Source organism: Paenibacillus sp. MB22_1, from assembly GCF_047200555.1.
Classification (GTDB): Bacteria; Bacillota; Bacilli; order Paenibacillales; family Paenibacillaceae; genus Fontibacillus; species Fontibacillus phoenicis.
Window position 1 is genome coordinate 2,193,232 of record NZ_JBLADV010000002.1, and the last position, 17,378, is coordinate 2,210,609.

The window sequence follows — 17,378 nt, forward strand, 5'->3', positions numbered from 1 at the left end:
AACCGCAAAAGCCGCATCCTCTTGATCGTTTGGGGGATGCGGCTTCTGTGGTTTTTCTGCTTAATTCTTCGAGCGGCGACCAAAAAAGAAAATTTGCCCAGCCAGTCCCACGGCAAACAAGATCAGGCTGTCCCAAGGCGAAACGGTAAATGCCGGCATAATTCGGTTTAATACGGTGCCAACAATGATCAACACGGCGGCAACGGCGATGTAAGTGCCGAACGCACGAAGATTAAAGCCGCGCGGTCCTGAGTTGGACTGCATTCCTGGTTTTGCTCCTGGTCCTGCCGGTCTTCCACCTCCGGCGGCCTTCTGGCCTTCGACGGCTTTGGAGCTATTGCCGAGGAAGCGAGTGACCAGCTCAATCAGCACGATAGACAGTACGGCGATGATCAACAGCGAGGAGGTGCTGATCTGTGTATATTCGAGCTCCCCGCCAAACCATTTGCTGAAGAAACCGGTGATCATATAAATAAAGAAGACCCAGGTCAAAGCTACCCAGGGGATCATCGTATAATATTTGATTTTGTCCTTCAGCGTCCGGGGCTTCCGTGCCTTTACGTCCTCCGCCAGCTCCGCACAATAAGCCTTCGGATCGGGGCCGAAGCGTTCTGCCGCCGAGATGCCTTTGGCTTGATTTTTGATGATTTGCCGGGCGATGTCCAGCAGGAGTTCTTCCCCTTTGGCTTCACTAAGCGAGCTGGAGCCGGAACGGAAGTACAAGACCATTTCCCCGAAATATGCTTCGTTCTCCGGCGTCATTTGTTGTCGTAGCCGTTTCGTTTCGCCGATCATTTCGTGGATGTACATGGTTGTATCTCTCCTCCCAGTTTCTTCCGTAGTATACTTCATAGTTTGTCCCATTCGCAAGGGACCGAGGCACGGCAGAAGTGGAAGCGGAACAGAACTAATGGATCATGAACATTCCTTGAACAAGGAATAAAAAGCGTCCCTCCCTCCAAAAACTACTCTATAAGCAAAACGGCAGGCGCCGGCAATCAGGCTGAAAATCGATTTGATGGCGACAAGGCGGTCTGCACACAATCACACTAAAGTTGCGGGAGGCAGAGCCAGTGGGAAAATATGAATCGGAGCTGACCCGGAGGTATTTGCTGAACAGCAACTCTCGGGGAAGCCTGGAAGAAGTCGTAACCAATGAGAGCGATGAGGAAAGCGGCATGTTGTGCGGGGATGACGAGGCGTGTGACGAAGGTGATCTGGGGAATCATCGGTTTATGAAAGAGTGGGAGGGCCGGGTTACCACCCATGCGTACTTCCGCCAGTCCTATGAATAAGTGAGTTTCTTGCGATCTGCGCGATCCGATTGACACCCCGGCTCGGGTAATGCTAAGATAAGTTCAAACAAAATCATATTAAACTTATCGGATTTAAAGTATATATCATTGCCGGAATACGGGGAGGAGACGGGTTATGGAAAGACAGATTGTGATCAATCATGGAGAAGAACAGCTTGCGGCCAGCATACATTACCCGGCCGAGAACAAACAAGGGGGGCGCTGCCAACGCGCTCCCTTGGTCGTCATCTGCCACGGATTTGTAGGCAGCCGTATCGGCGTTGACCGTCTATTCGTCAAGACTGCAAGGGAGCTTGCAGCAGACGGCTTCCTCGTGCTTCGCTTCGACTATCTCGGATGCGGCGAGAGCAGCGGTTCTTACGGTGACCATGGCGTAGAGTCGATGATCGCCCAGACCCGTTCGGTGCTGGATTATGGCCTGAGCGCGTTTGACGTTGACCCGACGCGGGTATCGCTGCTTGGACACAGCCTTGGCAGTTTGATTGCCCTCCTAACCGCCATCCGTGACCGACGCGTAAAGAACCTTGTCTTATGGTCGGCGGTTGGCTACCCGTTCAGCGATATTGTCAAAATCACCGGACGCGATCTATATGACCGGGCGGTAAAGCAAGGGAGCGCTGACTATTTGGGCTACGGACTGACGCCGAAATTTTTTGATTCGCTGGGCGAATATCAACCGTTCCAGGAAGCCGTTAAATTTTCCGGTGACGTACTGGTTGTTCATGGAACCTCAGACGATATTATTCCGGCGGACTATGCTTTCTTATATCAGAAGGTGTTCTGGATGCGTCCAGAGGGGCGCTGCGATAAGGAGATTATTTTCCAAGGCAGTCACACGTTCTCGTCCGGTGACCATCAGCAACAGGTCATCCGGAAGACTAAGGAATGGCTCGGAGGGTTGGAAGCCCTGCAGACCGAGTGGCAGCATTGGATGATTTAAGGACATGAGTAGGAGGCACCGTCAAACCCAGACGTACAAAAACTGGTAAAATCCTTCGGGGATGGATACAATGAAGGTGTAACCATTTTTTTGGCGTAGGGAGGTTTGGGAGATGTCTCAGCCTGCATTGTTTATTGCACACGGATCGCCTACATTAGCGATTGAGAAGAACGCATATACGGATTTTCTTCACCGCTTGGGTCAAGAAATTCTGGAACCGCCCGATGCCATTGTGATCTTCTCGGCGCACTGGGATGCTCCGGATCAATGGGTCTCGACGGATACGAAGCATATGACGATGCACGATTTCTACGGCTTCCCGGAAGAGATGTACGCGATCGAGTATCCGGCGCCGGGCAGTCCCGAGCTTAGTGAAGAAATCGAAGCGATTTTCCGAGCGCACAATCTGCCTTACAAAACTTCGACAGGCAGAGGTCTGGACCATGGAGCCTGGGTTGTGCTGCGGCTGATGTTTCCGTCTGCCGATATCCCTGTCGTAGCCTTGTCTGTGGACGCCAAACGCGAGCCTGAAGAGCAGTATGCCATCGGCAAAATGCTTACGGAGCTGCGGCAGCGGAACGTCCTTGTGATCGGCAGCGGCGGACTTGTTCATAATCTTCGCCTGCTCGATTGGGAAGGACGAGAGCCGGCTGCGTGGGCCGTGGAATTCGACGATTGGATCGGAGAGCAGCTGGAGAACTGGGACTTGCGGCAGCTCTTTGATTATGACCGCAAAGCACCGCATGTCCGGATGGCGATTCCTTCGTACGGACGGGAGCATTTTGTTCCGCTCTTCTACGCCATGGGGGCGGCAGACGATGAACGCCATGCTGTGAAATTGTTTCAGGATTATCAATACGGCAGCCTTAGCTTAAACTGCTGGAAGTTCGGCGGTCGTTGACCGGGCGGTGATCCCGGTACACAACGACCGATCCATATAAATAAGCGCAGAACCTCAAGAATTGGGAATTGGGGTTCTGCGCTTTTTTTCTCGGGATGGGACTGGTTAACGCCGCCGTCCGTAGTTGTTGCGGAAGTAAGGCTGGATGAAGTAGTCCAATCCGATCCGCCCGGCGTTCGTGCCGGCGACAACGATAAAGATTTGGAGCAGCAGCAACTGCGGGTTCGTGCTTACGGTCCCTGAGAACAAGAAGGCAAAGTTCATGACCATGCCAAAGAAGGCAGCCAGCCAAGTGAAGCCGCCCAGGATCAGGCCCAGACCGACAAGTACCTCGCCGTAAGGGACAAGGATATTAAACAAACCGACGTTGGGCACGGCAAAATGCTCGAGGAAGGAAGCCCACCAGCTTTGCACAGCGGGGTGTTCGCCGCCGGTCTTCGCCAAAGCGCCCGTCAGAAATCCAGCGGCATTAAACCCGCCGGTTACTTTGCTCCAACCGGAGGTTAGCCACTCGTAACCTACATATAGTCTGAACAGCAAGAGCAGCCAAGAGGCAACGATGCTCTCCCTTAACCATTTTACGATCATCTCTTCATCTCCTTATACATGGATGCGGCGACAAGGTTCGTTTGATCCCGTGGATAATCTCTCCTCTCCTGTAGTATTCATATGAAGAACTGTATTTTAAACACCCAATTCAGAATTAGAATGAAATATGGGGTTCGCTGAGAGGTTTGCTTTTGTTCCGGCTTCCCCCGAAAGAGGAATTCAACGTATAATGTAAAAAACTTAAGAATTTTGACGGAGGACATGCCTTTGAAATCATTGAAGTTAAGTTGGCTGCTGCTCTTATTCTTGCTTATCGTTATGCTCTCCGCTTGCGGGAAGGTCGAGGAGACGGCCACGCCTGCGGATAACATCGCTCCGCCGCAACAGACGGAGACCCCGGAGGACACTGCTGAGCCCGAACCGGCGGCGCCTGCCTATACGGCTCCGTTGACGGGATTGCCGCTCGAGGAGCCGCTGACCCGCAGACCGCTTGCCATTATGATTAACAATGCGCCGGCAGCCCGCCCGCAATCGGGGTTAATCGATGCCGATGTTGTATACGAGGTGTTGGCGGAAGGCGGAGTCACGCGGCTTGTATCCATCTTCCACAGTCAAGCGGACAATGCCAAGATCGGCCCGATTCGCAGCATTCGCCCGTACATGATCGATTTGGGCGAGAGCTACCACGGGGTGTTGGTGCATGCCGGGGCGAGCAACGAAGCGTTTGCGATCCTGCAAAGACAGCATAAAGAGGATCTGGACGAGATCACAAACGCCGGCGCTTATTTCTGGCGGGACAAGTCCCGGAAGGCTCCGCACAATTTGTATTCCAACGTAGAGAAGCTGCTGGAAGGCGCCGCGAAGCGCGGGTATGCCACGGAGGATACGGCGGTGCCGGGGTATCTTTTTTATAAGGAAAATGAACATTCGGATTCCCTGGAGACCGCAAATCACGTGGAGATTAAGTTTCAACTGGACAGCTACCGGGTGGGTTACGAATATGATGCGGCGTCCGGGCTTTACAAGCGGTTCATCAATGGCGAGCCTCACACCGATCTGGAGACGGGCGATCCATTAACCGCTGCGAATGTCGTCGTTATGGGGGCAGACCACCGGGTGCTGGACGATGTCGGCCGTCTGGAAGTAGGACTGGAGCTGGGCGGTGAAGCGATATTGTTCCAGCAAGGCAAAGTCATTCAGGCCAACTGGATCCGCAAGGAAGGCGATATGATCCGGTTCATTAAGGATAACGCGGAGATCCCTATGGTGCCGGGCCAAACCTTTATTCATATCGTCCCCAATACGCCGGATTTCGCCAGTCATGTAAAGGCAGAGTAAAGGAGAAGAAAGGCAGATTTTGTATTTCCAGGGCGATTAAAGGATAACTCTGGGAGAATAAGGGGAAATATAAGCGCATGAAGGTGAAATGTTTGCGACAATATTTCCTATCTGTGATGCAGTTGTGATAAGATATTCAAGGTTGTGTAAAAACATCAACCACAAGAACTACCTTATGGAGAGAAAAGGGGATACTGATGCGACTGAAGAAGAAAGATATCTTTTTCCAGACGTTAGAGGATATGGCAGATACGATCGTGCATTCGGCGGACTATTTCGCCCAGCAGGTCGCGGACTTCAGGGACGTTGAAGCCTTCGCCAAGAAGATGAAGGAGTTCGAATCCCAATGTGATGGTTACACCCATAAAATCATCGTGGAATTGAACAAAACGTTTATTACGCCCATCGAGCGTGACGACATTATGCATCTGATTACCGCCCTCGACGATGTGATCGACGGTTTGGAAGCTACGACTTCCCGTTTTTTTATGTACAATTTGAACGGGCCGGACGAATATATCGCTCGCTTTGCCGAAATTTTACGCAACTCGGCCTATGAGATCCAAAAGGCGATTCATTTGCTGTCCCAGAAAAAATTGCTCGCAATCCGCGAATACACGATTCGTCTTAACGACCTGGAGAATCAAGGCGATGAACTGCTGCGGATTTGCATCAAGGAGCTGTTCATGAAGGTGACCGATCCGATCGAACTGATCAAGAAGAAAGAGATCTATGAGCGGCTGGAGACGACAACCGATGCTGCCGAGAAGGTTGCCAACATGCTGGAATCCATCATCATGCGTAATTCTTAAGAAACTTCACTTTATATTTGATTTTCGGGAGGTTGGAATTGCGCGGATTTATATAGAGAGATAGCCATCTGTGCAAAAATGCTATGGATACGAGTTTAATGATTATGCTTATCGTTATCATACTGGCGTTGGCGTTCGACTTCATTAACGGGTTTCATGATACAGCCAATGCGATTGCGACCTCGGTATCAACACGCGCGATGAAGCCGCGTACTGCGATCATGATGGCAGCGGTCATGAACTTCTTAGGTGCTATCATGTTTACGGGCGTCGCGAAAACAATTGGGGGTAGTGTCGCCGATCCGGCGAAGCTGGATAACGGTCTGGAAGTGCTGGTCGCCACGCTGTTGTCGGCAATTATCTGGAACCTCATTACCTGGTGGTTTGGCATTCCGTCGTCTTCTTCCCATGCACTGATTGGTTCCCTGGCCGGGGCGGTGTACATGGGGGCTGGACCGGACAAGCTGAACTGGGGCGGATTTACGACGATTGTAGAGGGATTGGTGTTCTCCCCAATCATCGCTTTTGTGATTGGTTACATCGTCATGACCATCCTGAGATGGATCTTTGCCCGGCGTAGTCCGCATACCGTCAATAAAGGCTTCCGGTCGTTGCAAATCGTGACTGCAGCGATCCAAAGCTTCACGCACGGCACCAATGATGCCCAGAAAGCGATGGGGATTATTACGTTCGCCTTGGTGACGGCAGACTTCCAAGATCATATGGAAGTGCCGCTGTGGGTTAAACTGGCCGCAGCGACGGCGATGGCGCTCGGGACATCGGTTGGCGGTTATAAAATCATCAAGACGATGGGTACGAAGATCTTCAAAATCGAGCCGATCAACGGTTTCGCCGCGGATCTTTCCGCTGCATCGGTTATTTTCGGGGCCACGTTGTTTCATTTGCCCGTCAGCACGACGCATGCCATCACCTCGTCCATCCTCGGCGTAGGCGCAGCCAAACGTTTCTCCGCCGTACGTTGGTCGATGGCCGGGCGGATCGTCATTGCCTGGGTAATTACGATTCCGATCGTGTTTGTGATGGCCGGGCTGATCTATAAATTGTTGTTCTAAGGATGAAATTCGAGTAAGCCAATCTGCTGAGGATTGGCTTTTTTTGGGAGGTTCGGCATGATCAGAACGATGGGCATGATGAGAGATCACCAGACGGTGGAGGGATTTCCGCTGGAGCAGATTCATAATCAGCAGTTCGTCTGGACCTGGGTCGATCTGGATACCCCAACACCGGAGGAGACGGAGCTGCTGTCGAGCTTCTTCCATTTCCATCCGCTGGCGATTGAGGATTGCTTGCATATTTTGCAACGGCCGAAAATGGACTATTACGACGATTTTCAATTTCTGGTGCTTCATGCGATTGATGAAAGAACGCTGGAGACGGTGGAAGTGGATCTGTTTATCGGGGACGAGTACTTAGTTTCGTTCCACCAGCGCCAGCTGGATGAATTGGATGAAGCGTGGAGCAATATGCTGAAGCGGGCCCATGAGCGCAAGGTGTGGGTTCACGGGCCGTATTCGGCGGCTTACATGGTGATCGACAGCCTGGTGGATCATTATTTTCCTTGTGTGTATGCGATTGAAGATGATCTGAATGAGTTGGAGGGCAAAGGAAGCAGCGAATCGGTGGAGGAGTTGATGAACCAGGTGTTTGACCTGCGCAGCCGGCTGCTGAAGCTGCGGCGGACGATCGTGCCGATGCGCGATCTCATGTACCGCATCTTGAACTCACAGCATGTCCAAGGCGATAAAGAGCCGCGCGCTTATTACGCGGATATTTACGACCATCTGCTTAAGTTGTCGGAGATGATCGAGGCTGACCGGGAAATGACCGCCGATTTGCGCGACTCTTATATTTCGCTGAATTCCAATCGGATGAACGGGATCATGAAGACGCTGACGGTTATCACCACCGTCTTTATGCCGCTGACGCTAATCGCTGGCATTTATGGAATGAACTTCGTGAACATGCCCGAATTGAATTGGGAATACGGGTATTTTGCGGTGATCGGACTAATGGCGGCGCTGGGCGGTTGGATGATCCTTTGGTTCAGGAAGCGCGGTTGGTTTAAGTGAGCACCGGAGAGCTCGGTAAAAGTAAAGCCGCCGCCGGATTAACGGCGGCGTTTTCCCGATTTGACCGACTTGCCGGATTTGCCGGTCGATGAGCGTTTTCCGCTGCGGCCGGAGCCGGTGCGGCTGCCGCTTTTCTTGCGATTGGTTTTGCGGCGGCGCGGGCGGTAATCGTCCATCCGGCCGACACTGCTGCCCGCCCTGCCTTTGCCGCCGGGCAAGAGCGAGGTGAGCAGCTTCGCCATTGGGGCGAATTGCTGTACGGTTTGCATCACCTTCTGCACCTGGCCCATCGTCGCCAAGATGCCGTCGATCCCGCCCATGCGGTCGACGATGCTTTTTAGGTCGCTTAAGCTGGGCAGAGACAGGCCGCCGGCCTTTGGCGTGGTTGTGACAACCGGGGTGGGAGTCGGCGCCTGGGTCGGTGTGGGTGTCGGCGGAGAATAGGGAACCAGTGAGGAAGCCACCGCTTTAATTTCGTACGGATTCACCCCCGGGTAATTATGGGTGTACGGATGGAACGGGGGCACCGGACCTTGGCGGGAATCATAGTTATGAGGCATGGGTATCACTTTCCTTTTCGGATATTTTGCCCGGGCAGGCTGACCGTAAGGCCCGTTTCCTTCTTGTCCGCCCTCCCGAGACAAGACCTAGGAGCGAATTGACATACGCCGAGTGGGACACGCGCGGATGGACTGATCGGCGTGATGATCCCTGGCTAGGCGTTTGTATTACTATACTGTATGTGCCCGCCCTGCCTTGCGTATGGACGAATGTCCCGGTTCTGGTGGGCGTTCGCGGAATTTGGGCGTTCTTTCTGTGATGCGTGAAATCGTTAATGCTTGAAAAGGAGTACGCCCCTCGGGTACAATGGGGGTGTGGTTACAGTAACGGTAGGGGATGATAATTCAGTGCAGCTGAAGAAATTAAATGACAAAACGATTGATCAATTATTTGAAGCCATCTTAACGTTAAAGAACATCGAGGAATGTTACATCTTTTTTGATGACCTGTGCACCGTTAACGAAATTCAGTCTTTGTCGCAACGGCTGGAAGTCGCCCGAATGTTGGGCAAAGGCAACACATACAACCAGATTGAAGCAGAAACCGGAGCCAGCACGGCGACAATATCCCGGGTGAAGCGCTGCCTAAATTACGGTAACGACGGCTACAAAATGGCGCTGGACCGTTTAGGTCGCTAAGCGTATGATAGACGAAATGAAGGCAAGGTCGATGAGGTTGCCGGAAGATGGCCGGGAGGTGCTCCAAATGGGGGATTCCAAGAAACCGGGTGTGCTTGTCATCAGCCACGGCTCCCCAGATGAGCATTGGGTAGCCCTCGTGGAAGCGGCGGTGGCGGAAGCGGCGGACGATTTGCCCGCCGGGCTTCCGCTCGCCTGTGCTTTCCTCGAAACGGTGGAAGGCCGCCTGATTCAGGACGGCATCGATCAGCTGGAAGGTCAGGGAGTGACGGACATGATCGTCATTCCCTTATTCGTGTCCTCAGGAAGTACCCATATCGATGAAATCGCTTATGCCCTTGGGGTGAAAGATGCACCGGAGAAGGAAACCGACCTGGAACGTTTTCGGGTTTCCGCTCGGGTGTTTTTTGGCGATCCTATCGATGATGGTCCGCTGGTCGCTAAGATGGTGTGGGACAAAGTGAAGGGGCTGTCCGTACGGCCGGAGCGTGAAGTGCTGCTTCTCGTCGGACACGGCAGCAATCATCCCGGCTTCTTGCAGCGGTGGGAGCGCGGAATTGCCTCGCTGGCGGCGCAATGTGCGGAGCTGGCCGGCCTCGCAGGGGGGGCCGATTATGCGCTTCTGAATCCGGACAGCTTATCGGCCAAAGTCCGTGATTGGTCAGAACGGGGAATGGACGTGATTGTGGCTCCACTTTTCCTGAGCGCCGGATATTTTACGAAGGTCACGATTCCTGAGCGGTTGAATGGGCTGGCTCATCGCTATTCGGGAGAGGCGTTGCTGCCCCATCCTTTGATGGCTCGCTGGATGTCGCAACAAATATTGAATATAATGGGATCAGTGATAGGTTGACATTATGAGTTCAGGTGGCGTTAGGAAGATGAAAAGAGCTAGGTTGATTTATAATCCAACCTCGGGAAGAGAAGAGATGCGCCGCCTCCTGCCGGACGTGCTGGAGCGTCTGGATCAGGGCGGCATTGAGACGTCGTGTCATGCGACGACCGGGGAAGGCGATGCGACGCGCGAGGCGGCTTTGGCGGTCGAACGCGGATACGACATCATTATTGCGGCCGGCGGTGATGGGACGCTGAATGAGGTTGTGAACGGTATGGCCGGGAAGAGTGATTTGCCCCCGCTGGGGGTGTTCCCGCTCGGTACGACGAACGATTTCGCCCGCGCCATGGGAATTCCTCGGCGTTGGGAGGATTATTGCGACTTGGTCATTGAGAATAAAACCAGACCGATCGATATCGGCAAAGTGAACGGCCGACATTTCATAAATATCGCCGGCGGCGGCAAGTTGACCGAGCTGACATATGAGGTGCCGAGTCGGCTCAAGACGCTGATTGGGCAGCTGGCCTATTATATGAAGGGTATTGAGAAAATGGCCAGCCTGTCGCCAACCAGGTTGATCATCGATGCGGAAGGGCACGAGATTATAGAGGGTGAGTTCATGCTGTTCTTGATCGCCAACAGCAACTCCGTTGGCGGCTTCGAGAAGCTGGCGCCGGACGCACGGATCGACGACGGGCTGCTCGATGTGATCGCGCTCAAGAAGTGCAACCTGGCGGAATTTATCCGCCTGGTCACGATGGCGCTGCGCGGCGATCATTTAGGCGACTCGCACGTCGTCCACTTCAAGACGCGGCGCATGGAAGTCACTTCGCCCGGCCGCGTGCTGCTCAATCTCGACGGCGAGCTGGGCGGCGAATTGCCAGGCGTATTCGAGGTTTTGCCGCAGCATTTGCAGATTTTTGCTTGAGGGTAAATGAGGTGGATGGTGCTAGGGCGGACGGATGGAGATTGCGGCTGATTTAGGCGTGATTGAGATAGGTGCAGCTGTGTTCGTCAGATTACGGCAGTTGTAGCTGAATCAGAGCGGATGCAATCGATCTAGATCGAGGCACCTTGAGTACGGAATTTTGGATGTCCGTCCTTGAGTGATGGATGCAAGAGAGCAAAGCAGAGGATAGCCTGAGGCACACCATCAGGAAGCCTAGGTTGCGAGGATCCCCCGCCGGGTTGGCGGGGGATTTGGCTTGGTTGGGGCAGGTGTGGTGTGGCGGTGGTTCGAAACGTATGGTTTTCGAAATGTATGGTGTTCGTTCGGAATGTATGGTGTTGGAAGGTATGGGATTCGAAGCGAATTAAGTGGAAATTCTACCGTTATTTTTTAAGTAACTGCGGTTTTGCGAGAATTAGCTGGAAAAAGTACAGTTAATTTCGCGAGTTTAGCTGAAAACGGGGAAAATGGGCCAAATTAGCTGTAGGATTTCCAGTTAATTTTGCGAAATTGGGCCAAACGGGGTAAATTAGATGGAGGATTTACCGTTAGTTGTTTTATCGATGGGCTGGATTAGATGCATTGACGTCGAATGGACGTTCTTCCCTTAATGGCGAGGATTTAGAGTATAGGATTAAAGTATATAGAAAGTATTGGACTAAAGTATATAGTTTGAACTGTGTTAGATAAAGCCAAGTTGGAGTAACCGGTTCAGTTGAACATAGAAGGAGTCCATGATGAAGATGCAACGGAATAACCATCGTCGTCCGGAGTCGGGGCGGGTAGGGAGCCCTCGGGGACAAGGACACAAAGCAGCTGGCGGCGGGAAAAGCAACCGCGGCGGGAGAGGAGAAGCTTCCTCAGCGACTCTTCCATCGCGGGGGCGTGCGGCTGTGGCTGCGGAACGGCCTTTCAGCGCGCAGCCTGCAGGGCGTGCTGGAAGCAGCGCGTCTGAAGCCGCGCTGGCGGGTCTTCCCGTCGTGAAAAATGATGAGGTCGTGATCGACATCATCGGGATGAACCACGACGGGGAAGGCGTGGGCCGGGTGGAGGGCTACACGCTGTTTGCAGCTGGCGCCTTGCCGGGCGAGAAAGCCCGGGTCAAGGTGCTCAAGACGAAGAAGCAGTATGGCTATGCCAAGCTGCTTGACGTGGTTGAGGCGAGTCCGGACAGGGTGGCTGCGCCCTGTCCGATCTACGACAAGTGCGGCGGCTGCCAGCTGCAGCACTTGAGCTATGACGCGCAGCTCGCGTGGAAGCGTCAGCACGTCGTCGACGTGCTGGAGCGCATCGGCAAGCTGCGCGTGGCAGGGGGCGCGCCGGGAGCGGGCGCGCCGGGCGGCGACCATGCCGTCGTCGTGCGACCGACGATCGGCATGGCTGCGCCTTGGCGCTACCGCAACAAGGCGCAGGTGCCCGTCGGCGTCATCGACGGCGCACTGGTCGGCGGCTTCTACGCCCGCGGCAGCCATCGCATCATCGACATGGAGACGTGCCTCATCCAGCACGAGAGCAACGATGATGTGATCAGCCGCGTCAAAGCGATCGGCCGCCGCCTGGGCATCACCGCCTACGACGAAGAGACAGGCCAAGGCCTGCTTCGCCACGTCGTCGTAAAGGTTGGCTTCCGCACCGGCGAAATGATGCTGGTGCTGGTCACAAACGGCGATCGGATCCCCCGTGAAGACGAATGGATTGCGGCGATCCGTGAAGAGCTTCCGGCTGTGGTAAGCATCTGCCAGAACGTCAACACACGGCAGACGAACGTCATCTTCGGCGACGTAACTCGCGTCCTGTGGGGCCGCGAAGTGATCTATGACTATATCGGGGACGTGAAGTTTGCGATCTCGGCGCGTTCTTTTTACCAAGTAAACCCAATCCAGACGGAAGTTCTCTATGGCAAAACGGTCGAATACGCCGGTCTGACCGGTCAAGAGACGGTCATTGACGCCTACTGCGGCATCGGCACGATCTCGTTGTTCCTGGCGCAACACGCGAAGCGGGTGTACGGCGTGGAGATTGTCAAAGAGGCGATCGAAGACGCTCGCGTCAACGCCAAGCTGAACGGAATGAACCATGTCACTTTTGAGGTCGGTGCCTCCGAAGACGTCATCCCAGCCTGGAAAGAGCAGGGGATCGAAGCCGACGTCATCGTCGTCGACCCGCCCCGCAAAGGCTGCGACCCGCACCTGCTCGACACGATTATCAAAATGAAGCCCGAGCGTGTGGTTTACGTATCGTGCAACCCCGCAACTCTGGCTCGCGACCTGCGCATCCTTGAGGACGGCGGCTACCGGACCGTGGAGGTAACGCCGGTGGATATGTTCCCGCATACGGTACATGTGGAGTGCGTAATAGGAATGCAACGAATCGATACGTAGAAATCCTTTGTTTTCAACACTTTGCGCGTTTTATGACTTTCACGGCAGACGGCAACGACTTCAAAAATAAGTTGCTCAAAGACAAAATCGAGGTTTCGGTCGTTTTGGACCTGGATTTGGACGTCGGGTGTGTAGATATGTTAAATTCATGGGAATAAGTTCATGAATCAGCTGAAAATGAAAGTTGCTGCAACATATGAATATACAAGGGAACACCCCTAATTGCGGTGTTCTCTTCTTATTTATAAATATAATTTAAAAACCGGCCGTTATCTCAAAACCTAACGGTCATGACAAAATGTAAAGAGTCGTGTTACGAGCCGAGCGAGAAGCGGGTTTCCATTCCTATTTTTCACCATCAGAGCCTCGAAGGAAGGGGTTGGGAAGTCTTATGGCTGTATGAATTGGTGAAACGGTGCAAGTGAGAGGATGTTAGGTGAACTTTTTGGCTTATAATTGTAGGGTATGCTTCTCCTTGTCGAGAGGCGAAAAATCAGGTATGTTGGCTATGAACAATCTCAGGATGCCGCATTATTACTAAAGGGGTTGGTTGTATGCATCGCCGGTTGGTTTCCGATTATTCCAATCAATTGCATCAATTATTGGTCTCCGTCTCAAGGCATTATTATTTTGGCAATGATGGATATTTGAGATACCAGAAAAAACCGTTGGACGTTGATCTGAAAAACGCACTTAAGTCACGCAAAGAACATCTCATTTACTATATATTGCGCGATCACTATAGCGGGACGTTTGCTTTTCGGATGGCTACGACAAGAAGGCCGCTTCCTCTCGCAGATTTTCTTTATTATGCCTGGAGCGAGGAGAAGAAGGAAGAAAAATTTATATACGGATTGCCGGACGCATTATTTGTACCGAAGACGGTTACAACCGACGGCTTGTTTGCCGCGTTGGAAAGTCTGGCTATTATGCCGTTGCACCCACAAAGCGGCTTTGCTTCGGGTGTCAGAATCTTTCGGGATATAGAACAGCTGCTATCCTATTATTTGAGTGAAACAGTGGATCATACACTGGAAGGAGTGGACAAACTTCGTCTGAAAGTATGTCAATATTTGATTGGTTCGAAGTTCAATACATGGAAAGAAAGCTTGCCAAAGGAGCATCATCCTCGGTCTGTTCCGGACTATGATGATTTTACCCAGCATTTTATTACAGTTGATACCGGTCTTTTCAAGATAGAGCAAGGTAAACATAGACGATACGACAAGACGGTGCTTGAATTGGAGCTTCCTTCGTTTGACAGAGAAAAGCTGGATCAGGCGCAGGAAATGATTTATGATGCATGGGACGAGATGAGTAGAAGCAAGCGTCTCTCGATGGCACGAAAAGCATTGTTTCTGTCGCCATACTGTGCGGATGCCTATAATTTGTTAGCGGAACATAGTGAATCTTCGGAAGAACGAATGGAACTGTACGAGCGGGGGGTGAAGGTGGGGCGTCTAGCTTTGGGGGAATCGTTTTTTGAAGAGAATGTAGGTGAATTTTGGTGGCTTACTGAGACCAGACCATATATGAGGGCACTGGCAGGACTGGCGGAATGCCTCTGGAATAATGGACACCGGCAAGATGCCATTGCGAATTGTCGTGAGTTGCTCCGATTGAATCCTAATGACAGTCTGGGAATTCGCTATATACTGGTAAATTATTTGCTGGCTGAGGAAATGAATAAAGAAGCTGACGAATTTCTGTCAGACCATAAAGAGGCTACATGCTTTATGCTGTATAGTGAAGCTTTGCTTTCTTTCCGTTGTAAGAGTGCTCGTAAAGCGGCCGTATCGTTGAGTAAAGCTCTCGAATCGAATTCTTTTGTTCCCGCTTATTTACTAGGTGAGAAGCATATTCCATATATTAAACCTGATGCTTACTCGCGGGGGAGTGAGGAGGAAGCGATTATTTACGCCTCATTCGCCCTCCATTCATGGAAAACAACACCCAGCGCGTTAGATTGGTTAGCTGACCGAGCGAATCGTGAGAAGATGGGATGCAATTTGTAATGTATTAGTTGATCCAAGACAGGTGCAGTGCAGCAGCAGCCTTTCAATGATTAGTTTGGAGTTTCCGTTTTTTTGATCCTGGATTTGGACGACGCGTATGCGAATTGTTGAAATTATTGGAATAAGCTCACAAGATAACTGAAAATGAGGTGACTTCAACATATGAATGTCCAAGAGAACGCCCTTTTTGCGGCGTTTTCTTTTTATTATAGATATATTCAAAAAGCCGATTGCCCTGAAATATCAGCGCAACCGGCTTTTTGCGTGAAAGGAGAAGCATAAGATGACCAAGGTGATCGCCCTTGCCAATCAGAAAGGCGGCGTGGGCAAGACCACAACGGCGGTCAACCTGGGGATCGGTTTGGCAGCCGATGGGAAAAAGGTTCTGCTGGTCGATGCGGACGCGCAAGGCAACCTGACGGATTCGTTAGGGTTCCACGAACCGGATAATTTGTCGGTATCTTTGGCCACATTGCTGGCGAAAACGATGCTGGAAGAATCCTATGAAGCGCGGGAAGGTATTTTGCATCACCATGAAGGCGTTGACCTGATGCCAGGCAATATTGAACTGTCCGCTGTTGAGGTATCGCTCGTCAATACGATGAGCAGAGAAACGATTTTGCGTTCGTACATCGATTCCGTTAAAGCCGACTACGATTACGTGCTGATCGATTGCATGCCGAGTTTGGGCATGTTGACCATCAATGCGCTGGCTGCGGCAGACAGCGTGATTATTCCTGTACAGGCGCATTATTTGCCGGCTAAAGGAATGACCCAACTTTTGCAGACGATTGCCCGTGTGCGCAGGCAGATCAATCCGAAGTTGGTTTTGGACGGCGTGCTGCTCACGATGGTAGACAGCCGGACGAAATTTGCCAAAGACATTTCCTTTGTTCTTCGGCGCGACTACGGCGACAAGCTGCGCGTGTTCAACACCGAAATTCCCTTATCCGTTCGCGCGGCGGAAACGAGCGCCAAGGGAAAAAGCATTTATGCTCATGACCCCAATGGTCAAACGGCAAAAGCGTATGCCGCCTTTACGAAGGAGGTGCAGAGCATTGGCAGCGAAAGACGACATGCGCGCCAGCATCAAACTGACCACAGTCGCTGATTTATTCTCCACCGAGGAGAGCCGCGCCGATGAAAAGCGGGAAAAAGTGTTGGACATCCCTTTATCTGAAATCAGCGATTTTCCCGGTCATCCGTTCAAGGTGAAAGCGGATGAAGCGATGCTGGAAATGGCGGACAGCGTGAAGCAATACGGAGTACTTGTTCCCGGACTGGTACGTCCGAAAGCGGACGGCGGCTATGAAATGGTAGCCGGACACCGGCGCAAAAAAGCGAGCGAACTGGCGGGTAGTGAAACGATGCCCTGTATCGTCCGCGAACTGGACGACGATCAGGCGACCATTATTATGGTGGACAGCAACCTGCAACGGGAATATATCTTGCCTAGCGAGAAGGCTTTTGCTTATAAGATGAAGTTGGAGGCGATGAAAAGACAAGGACAGAGAACAGACCTAACTTCCGCCCAACTTGGGCGGAAGTTAGAGGGAAAAGAATCTAGGGAAATACTCGCTGAACAAGTTGGCGAGAGCAAGAATCAAATTTCACGCTATATCCGCCTTACCGAACTGACCCCCTCCATTCTCGAAATGGTGGACGATAAACGGATCGCCTTCAATCCGGCCGTAGAACTTTCATACTTGTCCGAAGAAGAACAGCAAGCCCTGTACGAAACGATGCAGTCCGAAGACTGCACGCCTTCGCTGGCGCAGGCGCAGCGCATGAAAAAACTGAGCCAGGACGGGCGGCTTAACGTGGATGTCATCTTCTCGATTCTCACGGAGGAGAAGCCGAACCAGAAAGAAAAGATGACCATTCGGCGCGAGCGGGTCGACCGTTTCTTCCCGAGGGAGTTTACCGAAAAGCAAAAGGAAGACCTGATCGTTCAACTACTGGAAAGCTGGTATAAAAAACGGCAACGGGAACAGGAACGTTAACCCGTTTCTGAAACATAACGATCCTGTTCGGCAGCACTCTCCCCTAAGAC

At 52.2% G+C, this 17,378-nt stretch carries 17 protein-coding genes; 14 read left to right on the forward strand and 3 right to left on the reverse strand.

Annotation, left to right across the window (positions count from 1 at the left end):
• Positions 1 to 60: 60 nt before the first annotated feature.
• Positions 61 to 810: a DUF1129 domain-containing protein gene (locus tag ACL02P_RS21835; protein ID WP_260070670.1), complete on the reverse strand. Its 750-nt coding sequence runs from the start codon at positions 808 to 810 to the stop codon at positions 61 to 63.
• 263 nt (positions 811 to 1,073) lie between these two features.
• Here ACL02P_RS21835 and ACL02P_RS21840 point away from each other — a divergent pair, with 263 nt between their 5' ends.
• The 3 genes from ACL02P_RS21840 (at position 1,074) to ACL02P_RS21850 (ending at position 3,157) form a co-directional block, all read left to right on the forward strand.
• Positions 1,074 to 1,295, forward strand: coding sequence for a hypothetical protein (locus ACL02P_RS21840; RefSeq protein ID WP_036644877.1), 222 nt, complete (start codon positions 1,074 to 1,076; stop codon positions 1,293 to 1,295).
• A 136-nt stretch (positions 1,296 to 1,431) separates the two neighbouring features.
• Positions 1,432 to 2,256, forward strand: a complete 825-nt coding sequence (locus ACL02P_RS21845) for an alpha/beta hydrolase (RefSeq protein WP_009224540.1) — start codon at positions 1,432 to 1,434, stop codon at positions 2,254 to 2,256.
• A 112-nt stretch (positions 2,257 to 2,368) separates the two neighbouring features.
• Positions 2,369 to 3,157, forward strand: a complete 789-nt coding sequence (locus tag ACL02P_RS21850; RefSeq protein WP_009224541.1) for a DODA-type extradiol aromatic ring-opening family dioxygenase — start codon at positions 2,369 to 2,371, stop codon at positions 3,155 to 3,157.
• 105 nt (positions 3,158 to 3,262) lie between these two features.
• Here the strand turns inward: ACL02P_RS21850 and ACL02P_RS21855 are convergent, their stop codons facing one another.
• Positions 3,263 to 3,745: a DoxX family protein gene (locus ACL02P_RS21855; RefSeq protein WP_323079215.1), complete on the reverse strand. Its 483-nt coding sequence runs from the start codon at positions 3,743 to 3,745 to the stop codon at positions 3,263 to 3,265.
• Positions 3,746 to 3,967: 222 nt separating this feature from the next.
• Between ACL02P_RS21855 and ACL02P_RS21860 the strand changes: the two genes are divergently transcribed.
• The 4 genes from ACL02P_RS21860 to corA all read left to right on the forward strand — a co-directional run bounded on the left by ACL02P_RS21860 (position 3,968) and on the right by corA (position 7,946).
• Positions 3,968 to 5,044: a DUF3048 domain-containing protein gene (locus ACL02P_RS21860; protein ID WP_260070667.1), complete on the forward strand. Its 1,077-nt coding sequence runs from the start codon at positions 3,968 to 3,970 to the stop codon at positions 5,042 to 5,044.
• 197 nt (positions 5,045 to 5,241) lie between these two features.
• Positions 5,242 to 5,856, forward strand: coding sequence for a DUF47 domain-containing protein (locus tag ACL02P_RS21865; protein ID WP_036644878.1), 615 nt, complete (start codon positions 5,242 to 5,244; stop codon positions 5,854 to 5,856).
• An 83-nt stretch (positions 5,857 to 5,939) separates the two neighbouring features.
• Entirely contained in the window at positions 5,940 to 6,929 is a 990-nt protein-coding gene (locus ACL02P_RS21870) for an inorganic phosphate transporter (protein ID WP_009224545.1), read from the forward strand.
• 57 nt (positions 6,930 to 6,986) lie between these two features.
• A complete protein-coding gene (corA, locus tag ACL02P_RS21875; RefSeq protein WP_009224546.1) occupies positions 6,987 to 7,946 on the forward strand; it encodes a magnesium/cobalt transporter CorA in 960 nt (319 codons plus the stop codon).
• Between the two features lie 38 nt (positions 7,947 to 7,984).
• On the opposite strand, the gene ACL02P_RS21880 is transcribed toward corA, so the two are convergent.
• Positions 7,985 to 8,506, reverse strand: a complete 522-nt coding sequence (locus ACL02P_RS21880) for a hypothetical protein (RefSeq protein WP_412838070.1) — start codon at positions 8,504 to 8,506, stop codon at positions 7,985 to 7,987.
• Between the two features lie 348 nt (positions 8,507 to 8,854).
• Between ACL02P_RS21880 and ACL02P_RS21885 the strand changes: the two genes are divergently transcribed.
• The 7 genes from ACL02P_RS21885 (at position 8,855) to ACL02P_RS21915 (ending at position 17,328) form a co-directional block, all read left to right on the forward strand.
• A complete protein-coding gene (locus ACL02P_RS21885) occupies positions 8,855 to 9,145 on the forward strand; it encodes a YerC/YecD family TrpR-related protein (RefSeq protein ID WP_009224548.1) in 291 nt (96 codons plus the stop codon).
• Positions 9,146 to 9,212: 67 nt separating this feature from the next.
• A complete protein-coding gene (locus ACL02P_RS21890) occupies positions 9,213 to 9,998 on the forward strand; it encodes a sirohydrochlorin chelatase (RefSeq protein ID WP_412838071.1) in 786 nt (261 codons plus the stop codon).
• Between the two features lie 28 nt (positions 9,999 to 10,026).
• On the forward strand, positions 10,027 to 10,908 hold the full coding sequence (locus tag ACL02P_RS21895; protein ID WP_412838072.1) for a diacylglycerol kinase: 882 nt from the start codon (positions 10,027 to 10,029) through the stop codon (positions 10,906 to 10,908).
• A 755-nt stretch (positions 10,909 to 11,663) separates the two neighbouring features.
• Positions 11,664 to 13,310 carry a 23S rRNA (uracil(1939)-C(5))-methyltransferase RlmD gene (rlmD, locus tag ACL02P_RS21900; protein WP_412838073.1) on the forward strand — a complete coding sequence of 549 codons (1,647 nt, stop codon included), beginning with the start codon at positions 11,664 to 11,666 and terminating at the stop codon, positions 13,308 to 13,310.
• 554 nt (positions 13,311 to 13,864) lie between these two features.
• A complete protein-coding gene (locus ACL02P_RS21905; RefSeq protein WP_141335981.1) occupies positions 13,865 to 15,325 on the forward strand; it encodes a hypothetical protein in 1,461 nt (486 codons plus the stop codon).
• Between the two features lie 283 nt (positions 15,326 to 15,608).
• Positions 15,609 to 16,436 (forward strand): ParA family protein, encoded by an 828-nt coding sequence (locus ACL02P_RS21910; protein ID WP_185177571.1) that lies wholly within the window; start codon positions 15,609 to 15,611, stop codon positions 16,434 to 16,436.
• Positions 16,402 to 17,328: a ParB/RepB/Spo0J family partition protein gene (locus ACL02P_RS21915; RefSeq protein WP_148457346.1), complete on the forward strand. Its 927-nt coding sequence runs from the start codon at positions 16,402 to 16,404 to the stop codon at positions 17,326 to 17,328. The genes ACL02P_RS21910 and ACL02P_RS21915 overlap by 35 nt, the downstream gene beginning before the upstream one ends.
• Positions 17,329 to 17,378: the final 50 nt, after the last annotated feature.